Below are 15,031 nucleotides of genomic sequence, written 5' to 3'. Positions count from 1 at the left end.
TGATGTGACTTGATGCGATGTCTTAGCGTATAAATTCCCCCTTTTTAGTCAATTATGGTAACAAATTGATAGGAAGGGAGAGCAAAACATGAAAGCAGGAACATTAAAACAGATTTTGCTTATAACCGACGGATGTTCAAATCATGGTGAGGAGCCTTCTGCCATGGCTGAATTAGCAAGGAAGCAAGGCATAACCATCAATGTCATAGGTGTCATGGAAAATGATGTGATAGATGAAAAGGGTCTTAAGGAAATCGAGAAGATTGCTGGTTCAGGAGGTGGCGTAAGTCAAATAGTCTATGCCCAGCAGTTGTCCCAAACTGTCCAAATGGTGACCCAAAAGGCAATGACTCAAACTATACAGGGAGTTATCAATCGCGAACTTCAACAAATACTCGGAGATTCAAAAACGATGGAGGATCTTCCGCCGGATAAACGTGGAGAAGTGATGGAGGTGGTCGATGAGCTTGGGGAAACGAGCAAGCTCGAAGTACTGATTCTTGTTGATACCAGTGCAAGCATGAAGCACAAACTGCCTACAGTAAAAGATTCCTTATTAGATCTTTCCCTTAGCATGAATGCAAGAATGGGTGACAGCCGTTTTTCCGTATTCGTATTTCCTGGGAAAAGAAATGATGTTGAAAAGTTGCTGGATTGGACCCCGAACCTTGAAGCCCTGACGGCAACTTTTCCTAAGCTTAGTACAGGGGGACTCACTCCGACAGGTCCAGCCATTCGTGAAGCTTTAACATATTTCAATAAAAAACGTTCATTGAGGGGATTGTTATCACATGATGATGAACAATACTTTGAGGAATCAATGTAAACTCCTGCCTGGCAGTTTGGTCACTGGAAAATGGAATAAAAACCAGTACAAAATAATTAAGGAATTGGGGTGTGGAGCGAACGGGATCGTCTATTTGGTTGAAAGCAAAAATCGTCATTATGCTTTAAAGCTCAGTGATAATGGGACGTCCATTATTTCAGAGATGAATATCCTAAAATCCTTTTCAAAGGTCCAGGGGTCTACCCTTGGACCTTCCTTTTTGGAAGCGGATGATTTCATGAAAACAGGAAAGCAGCTCCCTTTTTATGTCATGGAATATATCCACGGACACGATTTTTTGCGTTTCATCGATAAGAAAGGGTCATCATGGATTGGAGTCTTAATGCTTCAGCTTTTAACCAGCTTGTCTGCCTTGCATACCAATGGCTGGGTGTTCGGCGATTTAAAACCTGAGAATTTAATCGTGACTTCACCAGCCTATAAGGTGAGGTGCGTCGATGTAGGCGGAACCACCTTAATTGGACGATCTGTTAAAGAATTCACAGAGTTCTTTGACAGGGGTTACTGGGGACTTGGATCAAGAAAGGCCGATCCGCAATATGACTTGTTCGCTGTGGCGATGATTATAATCAATTCGGCCTATCCTGGACGTTTTCACAAGAATGGGGAGGGGTATAGACAGCTTAACGACTTGATTAAGCAGAAAAAGGAATTGCACCCATATAGAAAGATGTTGGATAAAGCACTTCACGGGCAATATGATTCTGCTCTCCAAATGCGGGAGGATTTAGTTACGGTGCTAAGTAAGCAAAATCACTCGAAGAAAAAGGATCCGACGCAGGCAGCTACCGGCCAGTCACAAAGAATTCAACCTGCAACGAGACAAGCAAGAAGGTCCCAAAACCATTCAAAAAAGAAAAGTGGCGGTTTTTTTGAAACTTTTTTGCTGGTTGCCATCATATCGATGCTCTATGTTCTTTACATATACGAACAGTTGTTATGATATAGTTATTAGGTGAATGCCATGGAATAATTGAAACCATTTCATGATTGAATCGTATAAAACTAATGCCTGTTCATAAAGAAGGAAGATTGTATGTTAAAGGAAAAAGTTCTGAGCACCATTTATAGAAACGAATTGATTAAGGAAAGATCGAAGTTGCTAATAGGCGTTTCCGGAGGACCGGATTCAATGGTGCTTCTCCATATCCTTAAGGAAATTCAAGCTCTTTTTCATTACGAGATGATCGTTGCAAGTGTTGACCATATGTTTCGCGGTGAAGAATCCTATGAGGATTATAAATATGTCGAGCACATATGTGAACAGTGGGGCATTACATTTGAGGGAAAAAGGATCGATGTTCCTGCCCGGATGAAACAGACGGGGGAAAGTTCACAAATAACCTCAAGAAAGCTGCGTTTTGCTTTTTATGAAGAAATGATGGATAAGCATCAAGCCTCCACCCTAGTCCTGGGGCATCATGGAGATGATCAAATCGAAACGATGCTCATGCGTTTAACAAGAGGGGCTACAGGGAAGGCAAGGGCAGGTATTCCTATAAAGAGACGTTTCCATACCGGAAATCTGATCAGGCCTTTTCTTGAAATCACGAAAAGCCAAATAATCGAATATGCGGGCCTTCATGATATCGAACCAAGGTTTGATCCGAGCAATGAAACAGGTGTCTATGCAAGAAATCGTTTTAGACATGAAGTCCTTCCGTTTTTAAAGAAAGAAAATGTCAAGGTTCATGAACATTTTCAACGATTCAGTGAAGAGCTTTATGAAGATGAAGAGTTTTTTTTGAACCTGGTTTCAAGCAAAATGTCCGATGTTTGGATCACACAGGATAAAGATCAAGCGGTTATTCAGATTGATAAGGTTCTGGCGATGCCTAAACCTTTACAAAGAAGGGCGATTCAACTAATATTAAACTATCTTTATTTGGAGAGACCTTCATCGCTTTCGGCATTACATATTGACCAACTTTTAGTTTTGTTTTTGAATCCTCAACCATCTGCAGAATTGCATCTTCCGGAGGGCCTTATTGCGGAAAAATCATATCAAACTTGCACGTTTAGGTTTTTCCGGCAAAAAAGCCATAAATATTCCTTTAAATTACAAATTCCCGGTGAGACTATTCTTCCGAATGGATATAAGATTAAAGCGCACTATATAAAAGAAGAAGTTCCGGTACTTAGAGGAAATCATTCTTTTATACTTCCCGAATCAGCTGTTCAGCTTCCTCTTACAGTCCGAACCAGGAATGAAGGCGAGCGGATGGCCGTCAAGGGATTAGGTGGAACTAAAAAGTTAAAGGATATTTTTATTAATGAAAAGATCCCGATGCTAGAAAGAAATGTGTGGCCGGTCATCATCGATCAATCGGGAACGGTCATTTGGCTACCTGGTTTAAAGAAATCGAATGTTGAGCCGGATATAATTTCTGATGAAAAATCTTTAATCTACTTAGAATATAAAAAAGCTTAATTCTTCATGGGGGGCAATTAATTACAATGACCATGCAAAACGACATTGAAAAGGTTTTAATAACAGAGGAAGAACTTCAAAAGAAAATCAGGGAATTGGGTGCGCAGCTTGAAGCTGATTACCAAGGCAAGTTCCCGTTGGCCATCGGAGTGCTGAAAGGCGCCATGCCATTTATGTCAGATTTACTGAAACGCGTTGATACACATCTTGAAATGGACTTTATGGATGTTTCAAGCTATGGTAACTCCACTGTATCTTCCGGTGAAGTGAAAATCATCAAGGATCTTGATACATCAGTGGAGGGCCGGGATATTTTAATCATCGAAGATATTATCGACAGCGGTTTGACTCTTAGCTATCTTGCGGAACTTTTCCGTTACCGAAAAGCAAAATCAATTAAAATCGTCACCTTACTGGATAAACCAACAGGCAGGAAAGCGGATATCACTCCGGACTATGCCGGGTTCATCGTACCGGATGCATTTGTTGTCGGATATGGTCTTGATTTTGCGGAAAAGTATCGTAATCTCCCGTATATTGGCATATTGAAGCCTGAAATTTACCAGAATTAATTGTACCTGTTTGAAAGAGAAGACCAGATAAAAACAGCGGTGTTAAATTATTGTAATTCATTAATTTTGTATGATAGTATTTACTATAGTTTGTTTACCCGTGGGAGGAGGTAAGGGATGAATCGGATCTTCCGTAATACCATATTTTATTTACTGATCTTTTTGGTCATCATTGGGATTGTAAGCATTTTTAATAATAACAATGAACCAAACGTAAAATTGACCCAAGATGAATTCTATAAGCATTTGGAGAGTGGGGACGTTACATCACTTACGATGCAGCCCGAAAGCAGTGTATTTGAAATCACAGGAAAGCTCAAAGGTTATGAGGAAAATAAATTCTTTGTGACGTACGTGCCTTTCAGTGAGTATTCGCAAAGCCGGATCAATGACGCTGTAACCAAGCTGGATAAAGACATCATCACTGTCGAACCTCCAGAAAAGACAAGTGGCTGGGTGACATTTTTCACTTCCATCATTCCATTTGTAATCATTTTTATCCTCTTCTTCTTCTTACTTAACCAAGCTCAAGGCGGCGGCGGTGGCCGCGTCATGAACTTCGGGAAAAGTAAGGCGAAATTGTATAATGATGATAAGAAAAAAGTACGCTTCAATGATGTTGCCGGAGCGGACGAAGAAAAGCAGGAACTTGTAGAGGTCGTTGAATTCTTGAAAGACCCTCGCAAATATGCCGAGCTTGGTGCCCGTATTCCTAAAGGGGTACTATTAGTTGGGCCTCCTGGTACAGGTAAAACTTTACTTGCACGAGCTGTAGCTGGTGAAGCCGGAACTCCTTTCTTCTCAATCAGTGGTTCTGATTTTGTTGAAATGTTTGTGGGTGTCGGTGCATCCCGTGTTCGTGATTTGTTTGAAAATGCTAAGAAGAATGCACCATGTATCATCTTTATCGATGAGATTGATGCAGTCGGACGTCAACGTGGCGCAGGTCTTGGTGGCGGTCACGATGAACGTGAACAGACATTGAACCAACTCTTGGTGGAGATGGATGGTTTCGGTGGTAATGAAGGAATCATAATCATTGCTGCGACTAACCGTGCTGATGTATTGGATCCGGCATTATTGCGTCCAGGACGTTTTGACCGTCAAATAACGGTAGGCCGACCTGATGTCAAGGGCCGTGAAGAAGTGCTGAAAGTGCATGCACGCAATAAACCTTTAGCAGATACAGTCGATTTGAAAGCGATCGCTCAGCGTACTCCAGGATTTTCTGGTGCCGATCTTGAAAACTTACTGAATGAAGCGGCTCTTGTAGCTGCCCGTCAAGATAAGAAGAAGATCGACATGTCCGATTTGGATGAAGCTTCAGATCGTGTTATCGCTGGACCTGCCAAGAAAAACCGTGTCATTTCCAAAAAGGAAAGAAATATCGTTGCCTGGCATGAAGCAGGCCATACCATTATTGGATTGGTTCTGGATGATGCTGAAATCGTTCATAAAGTTACGATTGTCCCTCGTGGTCAAGCCGGCGGTTATGCAGTTATGCTGCCGAAAGAAGATCGTTTCTTCATGACGGAACCTGAGCTTAAAGATAAAATCGTAGGATTATTGGGTGGCCGTGTAGCTGAAGAAGTTACATTCGGCGAAGTGAGTACCGGTGCTCATAACGACTTCCAGCGTGCAACGGGCATAGCTCGGAGCATGGTTATGGAATATGGCATGAGTAAGCTTGGGCCGCTTCAATTCGGTAATTCTCAAGGTCAGGTCTTCCTGGGACGCGATTTTAACAATGATCAAAACTATTCGGATGCAATAGCATATGAAATCGATCTTGAAATTCAACGTATCATCAAGGAAGCTTACGAAAGATGTAAGAAGATACTTACTGAAAATCGTGAAAAACTTGATTTGGTTGCAAAAACCTTGCTTGAAGTGGAAACACTTGATGCTGAACAAATCAAAAGTTTGTTCCATAATGGTAAATTGCCAGAACGTGATTATACGGCACTGAATGGGAATTTAACCACTGATGAGAATGTCAAGGTGAACATCAATAAGAAGAAGGAAGAAAAAGAGGCCCTATTAGATCCATTGGATAAAAGAGGACCTGAGGACCTTGAAATAACGGAGGAAGGATTGAATACCCCTCCAATCAAAGAAGGTGCACCTCAAGATAAGCCGCTTTCCTTCCCGAACGAAGATGACAATAAAAAGTCTTAAGTTGACTAAATTCAAAAGGGTATTTCCGCCTCGGAAATGCCCTTTTCTTAACTCTTATGATGAAGTTTTTGCGGTACCTTTCGAAAAGTGCGACTAATAGCGTGGGAAATAACAGTGTGTTATGATGTTGGAGAATAATTTACCGGAGTGATGAAACGATGATTTTTGTATTGGATGTTGGGAATACGAATACTGTATTAGGCGTATACGATGAAGATATTTTAAAATATCATTGGCGAATAGAGACTAACCGTCACAAGACAGAAGATGAGTATGGAATGGTCATAAAGTCTTTGCTGCAACATGAAGGTCTTTCGTTTGATCAATTTGATGGAATCATTATTTCTTCGGTAGTTCCGCCAATTATGTTTGCGCTAGAACGCATGTGCAAAAAATACTTTGGGATTAAACCGCTAATAGTTGGACCTGGAATAAAAACTGGATTGAATATTAAATACGAAAATCCCCGTGAGGTGGGAGCCGACCGAATCGTTAATGCTGTAGCAGGCATTCAGGAATATGGAAGCCCTCTCATTATCGTGGATTTTGGTACGGCAACGACATATTGCTACATAAATGAGGATAAACAATACATGGGCGGAGCCATTGCTCCGGGTATAAATATTTCCACTGAAGCACTTTATTCAAAAGCAGCCAAACTTCCAAGAATAGAAATCAGCCGGCCGGAAGGGGTTATTGGGAAAAATACGGTGTCCGCCATGCAGGCTGGCATTTTGTATGGATATGTTGGACAGGTAGAAGGAATCGTTAATCGAATTAAGGCGCAAAGTAATCTAGAACCAACGGTAATAGCGACAGGCGGGCTGGCTACCTTAATTGCTAATGAGTCCACTGTGATTGACGTTGTGGAGCCATTTTTGACCTTGAAGGGGCTGCAGCTGATTTATAAACGTAACCGTGAGCAAGTGAAGAAGTAATACAAAGCTTGAAAGGAGCAAAATAAATGAAGGATTATTTAATAAAGGCGTTAGGTTATGAAGGACAGGTACGGGCATATGCTGTTTCAACAACAGACACTGTAGGAGAAGCGCAGCGACGCCATTATACATGGCCTACTGCTTCTGCGGCCCTTGGACGTGCTATGACGGCAGGCGTTATGATGGGCGGAATGTTAAAAGGTGAAGAAAAGCTGACGATTAAAATCGAGGGCGGTGGACCGATTGGTTCCATCCTGGTCGATAGCAATGCAAAGGGTGAAGTCCGCGGATATGTCACTCACCCGCAAACCCACTTTGATTTGAATGAGCAGGGAAAGTTGGATGTAAGGAGAGCGGTGGGTACAGATGGATTGCTGACTGTTGTCAAAGACATTGGTCTTCGTGATTACTTTTCGGGGCAAGTACCGCTTGTATCGGGGGAGTTAGGTGAAGATTTCACTTATTACTTTGTTACTTCCGAACAGGTGCCATCATCTGTGGGGGTTGGGGTTCTCGTGAATCCGGATAATTCAATCCTTGCAGCGGGTGGATTTATCATTCAGCTGATGCCGGGTACATCCGAAGATACAATTTCCAAAATCGAAAATCGACTAAGCACGATAACTCCGGTTTCCAAGATGATTCAAAGTGGCATGACTCCAGAAGAAATCCTAACCGAAATTTTAGGTGAGGGCAATGTGAATATACTAGAAAAAATGGATGTCCAATTCTCCTGTCAATGTTCCAGGGAGAGAATTGCCACCGCATTGATTAGCCTAGGGCAAGCTGAGATCCGGGATATCATTGAGACAGACGGACAAGCAGAGGCGCATTGTCATTTTTGTAATCAGACCTACCAATTCTCGAAGGAAGAACTCGAGGAATTAGAGGCAGAAACAAAAAAATAATTTACGGGGGATAAGGGTTTGCCAAAACAAAAGCTTCGGGCGATTATTGCTGGCCTTGCCTTGTTGAACCTATTGACTATCCTTATCTTTGTCATAAAACCACTAATCATTTCAAAATCCGTCATTGGGGAAGAAACAGCCGCAAAGGTTGGATCCAAGGATATTTCCCGGGAAGCATGGATTAATGAGCTCGAAAAAAGATATGGGGAAGATGTACTTGAGGATATGGTCGATAAAGAGGTAGTGAAACAGGCAGCTGAAAAATACAAAGTGAAGACTTCGGATGAAGAGCTTGATCGGGAACTTAAAATGATGAAAACGATGTATGGGACTGCCGGTCAGAACCTTAATAAAAGTAACGATCAACTAAGGCAGGAAATTCAGTCGAGTCTCCTTCTCGAGAAGCTCCTCACCAAGGACGTTTCGGTTTCCGAAACGGCAATGCGGAGTCATTATGATAATAATAAGGATATCTACAGAATTCCTACAGCTTTCCACATTTCCCATATCACCACTTCTACAAAAAAGCAGGCAGACCAAGTCATACGTGAACTGGAGAAAGGAGTCTCCTTTGACGTCTTGGCAATGGAGAAGTCCCTTGATGAATTCACTGCGAATCAAGGAGGCGACATGGGTTATATATCCCAGGATAACGAGCAAGTCTCCAAGGAATACATAACTGCTGCCGAGAAATTGAAGGTGAAGAAGTGGAGTGATGCAATCCAAACGGAGGATGGCTGGGCCGTTCTCTACCTGCATGAAAGAATAAAGGGCAAGCAGTATGAATATGAAGAAGTTAAAGACAAGATTCACCGCCAAATAGCTCTTGAACAGATTCAGGCACCGGTCTCAGGGAAAGTTTTCTGGGACGAATTTGATGTAGAATGGTTTTATGGAATGAAGGATGAAAAGTAGGTCAATGGTTGTGTGAGAAAATTTAGAATATAGTATATAATCATTGACAATGAACTAGTAAAACTGGTAACTTTAAAATTATAAAACCAATAAACATACTCGGTATTGAAATGATAAGGGAGTGGAGAAAATGGCACGTATAGCTAATTCTGTAATCGATTTAATTGGACAAACACCTATTGTTAAGTTAAACAGGCTTCAAAATGAAAACAGTGCAGATATTTATTTGAAACTTGAGTATTTTAACCCAGGCAGCAGTGTAAAAGACCGTATCGCCCTTGCAATGATCGAAGCGGCAGAACAAAATGGTACTCTTAAGCCAGGTGATACGATCATTGAACCTACAAGCGGAAATACGGGAATAGGTTTGGCAATGGTAGCTGCGGCAAAGGGCTATAAATCAATTTTGGTTATGCCGGAGACGATGAGCTTGGAACGCCGTAACTTACTTCGCGCATATGGGGCAGAATTAGTTCTTACTCCTGGACCTGAAGGAATGAAGGGTGCAATCGCAAAGGCGACTGAGCTGTCTAAAGAAAAAGGTTACTTCATTCCGCAGCAATTCGAAAACGAAGCCAACCCTGAAGTACATCGGAACACTACAGGCCCTGAAATCGTTGAAGCATTTGGAGATGAAGGCTTGGATGCATTCGTTGCCGGAATCGGTACTGGGGGAACCATAACAGGTGCCGGTGAAGTCCTGCGTGAAAAATTTCCTGACATTAAAATTTACGCTGTTGAACCTGCGGACTCTCCAGTATTATCCGGTGGTACTCCAGGACCTCATAAAATCCAAGGAATCGGAGCAGGCTTCGTTCCTAGTATTTTGAATACAGATCTCTATGATGAAATCATTCAAGTCAATACAGAGGAATCGTTTGATTATGCCCGCCGCGCAGCAAAAGAGGAAGGAATCCTTGGCGGAATCTCTTCTGGAGGCGCCATTGCAGCTGCCATTAAAGTGGCTGACAAACTGGGTAAAGGCAAAAAAGTCCTTGCCATCATACCGAGTAATGGTGAACGCTACTTAAGTACACCATTATATAACTTTGAGTAAGACCAGACACTAAATGAGAAGCGAAGTTCCTATGGGGCTTTGCTTTTCTTTTTGTAGCAAAGTATCCAGAAGTATCCCTGATTTTCATGGAGCTTGCACTATACCTATGTAAATGGGTAAACTCGTATATATAGATTTCTTTAGGCGAAGGAGAACGTTGGATGTCATTAGCAGGAGCATCAAAAATAAAATGCGGTTCATTTGATTTGGATTACAGCAAGAAAACCTTAATCATGGGGATTTTGAATGTTACGCCGGACTCCTTCTCGGATGGCGGAAAATATAATCGGATAGATGCTGCGTTGAAGCATGCCGAACGAATGGTCAACGATGGGGCGGATATATTGGATGTAGGTGGTGAGTCAACCCGTCCTAACTACGAGAGGATATCGGATGAAGAGGAAATAGAGAGAGTCGCCCCAATTATTGAAGCCATATCGCGTAATATCGAGATTCCGATATCGGTCGATACGTATAAATCAAGAGTTGCAGAAGAGGCGGTAAAGGCAGGAGCCCATATATTAAATGATATTTGGGGAGGGAAAGCCGATTCCTTGATGTCAAAGGTTGCTGCGGAATATAAGGTGCCGATAATCTTGATGCATAACCGGGATAATATGGAGTATGGACATTTTGTCAGGGATGTACTTCAAGATTTATTCGAAAGCATCATATTGGTAAAGGATGCCGGCGTCAAGGATGAAAACATCATTCTCGATCCAGGTATCGGATTTGCGAAAGATTTAAAGTTTAATTTGGAAATGATGAGGAATCTTGATAAGCTGGTATCATTAGGGTATCCCGTACTGCTGGCGACATCGAGAAAATCCATGATTGGCCATGTTCTGGACCTTCCGCCTAGTGAGAGGATGGAAGGCACTGCGGCTACAATTTGCCATGGAATTCAACAAGGCTGTCAGATGGTTCGAGTACATGATGTGAAGGAAATGGCACGGGCTGCAAAGATGATGGACGCTCTATTAGGAAAAGGTGAATGAAATGGATAAGATATATGTGAACAAGATGGAGTTTTACGGTTATCATGGAGTTTTTCCGGAAGAAACGAAGCTTGGTCAGCGCTTTAAAGTGGATTTAATCGTCCAGACTGATTTAGCCAAGGCTGGGAAGAGTGACAGTCTTGAAGACTCAGTCAACTATGGCGAGTTATATGAAGTGTGTAAAAGTGTTGTTGAGGGAGAACCTTTTAAGTTAGTGGAAGCCGTGGCTGAAAAAATCGCCTCTGAACTACTTAATGAATATTCTTCCATTGAGACATGCACCGTGAAGGTTTATAAACCGGATCCCCCAATAGCAGGTCACTATGATTCGGTTGCTATAGAGATTGTAAGGGGTCGTTGATTGTGATAAATATTGCTTACCTTTCAATAGGGTCGAACTTAGGGAATCGTCTTGAAACATTCCATAGAGCTTTCCAATTATTGTCTGAAAATCCGCATATCAAGCTGTTGGCCTGCTCTTCTTTATATGAAACAGACCCGATAGGATATGAAGACCAGGACTGTTTTTTAAATGCTGTTCTTAAAGTGGAAACCGATTTAGAACCTGAAAAATTACTTCACGCTTGTATGAAAATCGAACAAGATTTAGGAAGAAAAAGGGAAATAAGGTGGGGTCCCCGTATTATAGACCTTGACATTTTGTTATATAATCAAGAAAATATTGAGACAGAGATTCTTTCAGTCCCGCACCCTCGTATGCACGAGAGGGCTTTTGTTATCGTGCCTTTAATGGAAGTGGACTCTGATCTATCACTTCCGCGAATGCATGCACCTTTGAGCGACCTGCTTGAACAGATTCCGGATAAAGAAGGAGTTCGATTATGGAAGGTGAAAAATGGGGAAGGCGTATTCGCGCTTTTCGAAAGTTAAAGGGTTATACCCAGGAAGGGTTCGCGAGGGAAATAGGTGTTTCCGTTTCCTTGCTGGGAGAAGTCGAACGAGGGAACCGCAACCCTTCAGAGGCATTTTTACTGGAAGTGGCGGAAATTCTTCATGTTTCCATTGAGGAGCTTCAGCCACCTGACGATAAATGAAAGATTGTTATAGGAGGTCAACGTGTTAAAAATAGGCGATATAGAAATGAAGAATCCGGTAGTGCTGGCACCGATGGCGGGAGTCTGTAACTCGGCATTCCGCTTGACCGTCAAGGAATTTGGTGCTGGTCTTGTTTGTGCGGAGATGGTCAGTGATAAGGGAATCGTTTTACAAAATGCTAGAACGTTGAATATGCTTTATATAGATGAAAGAGAAAAGCCGTTAAGCTTGCAAATCTTTGGCGGTGAAAAGAAATCTTTGGTCGAAGCTGCACAATTTGTAGATAAAAATACAAATGCTGATATCATTGATATCAACATGGGCTGCCCTGTTCCTAAAATCACTAAATGTGATGCGGGTGCGAAGTGGCTTCTCGATCCAAACAAAATTTATGAGATGGTTTCAGCGGTGGTTGATGCCGTTGAAAAGCCGGTAACTGTGAAAATGCGCATTGGCTGGGATGATGAGCATGTTTTTGCGATTCAGAATGCCCAGGCTGTTGAACGGGCAGGCGGTAAAGCTGTCTCCATGCATGGCAGGACACGTGTTCAAATGTATGAAGGAAAAGCTAACTGGGACATCATCCGTGAAGTGAAGAAGTCGATTAATATTCCCCTTATCGGTAACGGTGATGTGGAAACTCCACAGGATGCGGAAAGAATGCTGAAGGAAACGGGTGTTGATGGAGTCATGATCGGCCGTGCAGCCCTAGGTAACCCCTGGATGATCTACCGGACTGTAAAATATCTAGAAACCGGTCAACTGTTGGATGAACCTTCAGTTCGTGAAAAAATGGACGTTTGCGTGCTTCATATGGATCGTCTGATTGCGTTAAAAAATGAAAATGTAGCTGTTCGTGAAATGCGTAAACATGCTTCTTGGTATTTAAAGGGTGTTAAAGGGAATGGTCAGGCACGCAAAGGAATTAATTATTGTGAAACAAGGGAAGATGTTGTAAAGCTCCTTTATGGACTTGTTGATGATAGTGAAGCGAAGCAACAAAATATCCAAATGGTCTGATGTTTGACATTACCTTCCTATTTTCCTATAATACGCTTATCTTAACTGCCAGTAATCCTGGCAGTTTTTATATGTACATAAACAAGGTTTTAAGATAAAAAGCTGTTGAATTCCTTTACTTTATGTAAGAATAAATAGGTATGCAAAAGTATTTCTAATTAATTATATAAGGCATTTATTAATAAAGATGGAGATGATTTTCGTGAGTCATGAAGAATTGAATGACCAACTGCAGGTAAGGCGCGATAAAATGCAGGCCATGATGGATAATGGACTAGACCCTTTCGGGAGCAGATTCGAGCGCACACATAACACTCAGGAGATAATCCGTGCTTATGGTGAATTAGAAAAGGAAGATCTTGAAGAAAAAGAAATTGAAGTTACGATCGCTGGCCGTGTCATGACGAAGCGAGGAAAAGGGAAAGCGGGATTTGCCCATATCCAGGATATTAGCGGCCAAATTCAAATTTATGTCCGTTTGGATAACATTGGGGAAGATTCTTACCAAATTTTCAACCAAACGGATCTTGGTGATCTTGTAGGGGTAACTGGCGTTATCTTCAAAACGAAAGTCGGGGAACTTTCCATTAAAGCTAAAGAATATGTGTTCCTTGCTAAAGCGCTTCGCCCGTTACCTGATAAATTTCATGGCTTGAAGGACGTTGAAGAGCGTTATCGTAAACGTTATGTCGATTTAATTACAAATGAGGAAAGTAAAAATACGTTGATCATGCGCAGTCGTATTGTACAAGCCATGAGACGGTATTTGGACGATCAAGGATACCTTGAAGTGGAAACGCCGCTATTGCACTCTGTTGCTGGTGGAGCTGCTGCACGCCCTTTCCTTACTCACCATAATGCCTTGGATATGCCTTTGAATTTAAGGATCGCCATTGAACTGCATCTAAAACGCTTAATTGTTGGCGGATTGGAGAAGGTTTATGAAATTGGCCGGGTTTTCAGAAATGAAGGAGTGTCCACAAGGCACAATCCTGAATTCACACTGATCGAATTGTACGAAGCTTATGCGGATTACCAAGATATCATGAGCTTGACGGAAAATCTGATTGCCCATATAGCTCAAGAAGTTCTTGGGACGACCACCATCCAGTATGGGGAGTATGAGATAGAGTTAAAACCGGAATGGAAACGACTTCACATGGTTGACGCTGTAAAAGAATATACGGGTGTGGACTTCTGGACTGAAATGAGTAAAGAGGAAGCCCAGCAGCTTGCTAAAGAAAATGGAATTGAAGTTAAGGATTCCATGGAGTTTGGCCATATCGTGAATGAATTCTTTGAACAAAAGGTCGAAGATAAGTTAATTCAACCTACATTCATCTATGGGCATCCAGTGGAAATCTCTCCTTTAGCAAAGAAAAATCCGGAAGATTCCCGTTTCACAGATCGTTTTGAGTTATTCATTGTAGGTAGGGAGCACGCAAATGCCTTCACTGAACTTAATGATCCTATTGATCAACGTCAACGCTTTGAAGCTCAATTGAAAGAACGAGAGCAAGGTAATGATGAAGCTCATGAAATGGATGAAGATTTCTTGGAGGCGTTAGAATACGGAATGCCGCCGACTGGCGGACTGGGAATTGGTGTTGACCGTTTGGTTATGCTATTGACCAATTCTCCTTCTATACGTGACGTCCTGTTATTCCCTTTAATGAGACATCGCTAATATAAGCAAAATGAGTTTTGATTGCAGGGCCGAATTCGGATGGCCGGGATCATGGGCGTAGCTTTTGATCCCGGTAAGTCCAATTCGGTTTTTGTTTTTTAATTATAATTTCATGTGCTTCAATAGAGTGAATTCTAGGGTTTGAAAGAAAAACAACATTATCTCAAAAAAACTTTATAAAAGGTATTGCGCAGTTAACGTAATGGTGTTATATTTATATCTGTCGTTACGAACGAGTTGCAAACAGATTACAAACTTTAAAAAGTTTTAAAAAAGTTGTTGACTTGCAGTAATGAAAATGTTATTATAAATAAGGTGTTCCGAAAGACATTGCTCTTTGAAAACTGAACAAAACAAAGCGCCAACGTTAAATTTTAAGTGAGCACACACTATCAAAAAAGCAAATGAGCAAGTCAAACATTTC

The 15,031-nt window shown here is 41.7% G+C and carries 15 protein-coding genes; all 15 read left to right on the top strand.

Going from position 1 to position 15,031, the window contains the following annotated elements:
- Window positions 1-88 precede the first annotated feature (88 nt).
- The 15 genes from ACFVS1_RS26020 to lysS all read left to right on the top strand — a co-directional run bounded on the left by ACFVS1_RS26020 (window position 89) and on the right by lysS (window position 14,607).
- On the top strand, window positions 89-826 hold the full coding sequence (locus ACFVS1_RS26020; RefSeq protein ID WP_137018537.1) for a VWA domain-containing protein: 738 nt from the start codon (window positions 89-91) through the stop codon (window positions 824-826).
- Window positions 792-1,790, top strand: coding sequence for a protein kinase domain-containing protein (locus ACFVS1_RS26015; RefSeq protein WP_387552009.1), 999 nt, complete (start codon window positions 792-794; stop codon window positions 1,788-1,790). The genes ACFVS1_RS26020 and ACFVS1_RS26015 overlap by 35 nt, the downstream gene beginning before the upstream one ends.
- A 93-nt stretch (window positions 1,791-1,883) precedes the next feature.
- Window positions 1,884-3,278 (top strand): tRNA lysidine(34) synthetase TilS, encoded by a 1,395-nt coding sequence (gene tilS / locus ACFVS1_RS26010; protein ID WP_387552006.1) that lies wholly within the window; start codon window positions 1,884-1,886, stop codon window positions 3,276-3,278.
- Between the two features lie 32 nt (window positions 3,279-3,310).
- Complete coding sequence (gene hpt, locus ACFVS1_RS26005; protein WP_241594813.1) at window positions 3,311-3,850, top strand: hypoxanthine phosphoribosyltransferase; 540 nt, start codon at window positions 3,311-3,313, stop codon at window positions 3,848-3,850.
- 117 nt (window positions 3,851-3,967) lie between these two features.
- The gene (ftsH, locus tag ACFVS1_RS26000; protein WP_387552003.1) at window positions 3,968-6,028 is read left to right on the top strand and encodes an ATP-dependent zinc metalloprotease FtsH; all 2,061 of its coding nucleotides are present in this window, start codon (window positions 3,968-3,970) and stop codon (window positions 6,026-6,028) included.
- Window positions 6,029-6,186: 158 nt separating this feature from the next.
- The gene (locus ACFVS1_RS25995; RefSeq protein ID WP_352926302.1) at window positions 6,187-6,966 is read left to right on the top strand and encodes a type III pantothenate kinase; all 780 of its coding nucleotides are present in this window, start codon (window positions 6,187-6,189) and stop codon (window positions 6,964-6,966) included.
- Window positions 6,967-6,992: 26 nt separating this feature from the next.
- On the top strand, window positions 6,993-7,874 hold the full coding sequence (gene hslO, locus ACFVS1_RS25990) for an Hsp33 family molecular chaperone HslO (RefSeq protein WP_214774341.1): 882 nt from the start codon (window positions 6,993-6,995) through the stop codon (window positions 7,872-7,874).
- Window positions 7,875-7,892: 18 nt separating this feature from the next.
- Window positions 7,893-8,789 (top strand): peptidyl-prolyl cis-trans isomerase, encoded by an 897-nt coding sequence (locus ACFVS1_RS25985; RefSeq protein ID WP_387551998.1) that lies wholly within the window; start codon window positions 7,893-7,895, stop codon window positions 8,787-8,789.
- Between the two features lie 130 nt (window positions 8,790-8,919).
- Complete coding sequence (gene cysK, locus ACFVS1_RS25980; protein ID WP_387551995.1) at window positions 8,920-9,846, top strand: cysteine synthase A; 927 nt, start codon at window positions 8,920-8,922, stop codon at window positions 9,844-9,846.
- Between the two features lie 161 nt (window positions 9,847-10,007).
- Entirely contained in the window at window positions 10,008-10,844 is an 837-nt protein-coding gene (folP, locus tag ACFVS1_RS25975; protein WP_387551991.1) for a dihydropteroate synthase, read from the top strand.
- Between the two features lies 1 nt (window position 10,845).
- Complete coding sequence (gene folB, locus ACFVS1_RS25970; protein WP_387551988.1) at window positions 10,846-11,205, top strand: dihydroneopterin aldolase; 360 nt, start codon at window positions 10,846-10,848, stop codon at window positions 11,203-11,205.
- 2 nt (window positions 11,206-11,207) lie between these two features.
- Window positions 11,208-11,735 (top strand): 2-amino-4-hydroxy-6-hydroxymethyldihydropteridine diphosphokinase, encoded by a 528-nt coding sequence (folK, locus tag ACFVS1_RS25965; protein ID WP_387551985.1) that lies wholly within the window; start codon window positions 11,208-11,210, stop codon window positions 11,733-11,735.
- On the top strand, window positions 11,687-11,899 hold the full coding sequence (locus tag ACFVS1_RS25960; protein WP_101225931.1) for a helix-turn-helix domain-containing protein: 213 nt from the start codon (window positions 11,687-11,689) through the stop codon (window positions 11,897-11,899). Before folK ends, ACFVS1_RS25960 begins: the two co-directional genes overlap by 49 nt.
- 22 nt (window positions 11,900-11,921) lie before the next feature.
- The gene (gene dusB, locus ACFVS1_RS25955; protein WP_387551981.1) at window positions 11,922-12,920 is read left to right on the top strand and encodes a tRNA dihydrouridine synthase DusB; all 999 of its coding nucleotides are present in this window, start codon (window positions 11,922-11,924) and stop codon (window positions 12,918-12,920) included.
- Window positions 12,921-13,107: 187 nt separating this feature from the next.
- The gene (gene lysS, locus ACFVS1_RS25950) at window positions 13,108-14,607 is read left to right on the top strand and encodes a lysine--tRNA ligase (protein ID WP_352926314.1); all 1,500 of its coding nucleotides are present in this window, start codon (window positions 13,108-13,110) and stop codon (window positions 14,605-14,607) included.
- Window positions 14,608-15,031: the final 424 nt, after the last annotated feature.

It is taken from the genome of Peribacillus sp. NPDC058075 (assembly GCF_042885195.1).
Lineage (GTDB): Bacteria > Bacillota > Bacilli > Bacillales > DSM-1321 > Peribacillus.
This window is presented reverse-complemented; position numbering and strand designations above follow the sequence as displayed.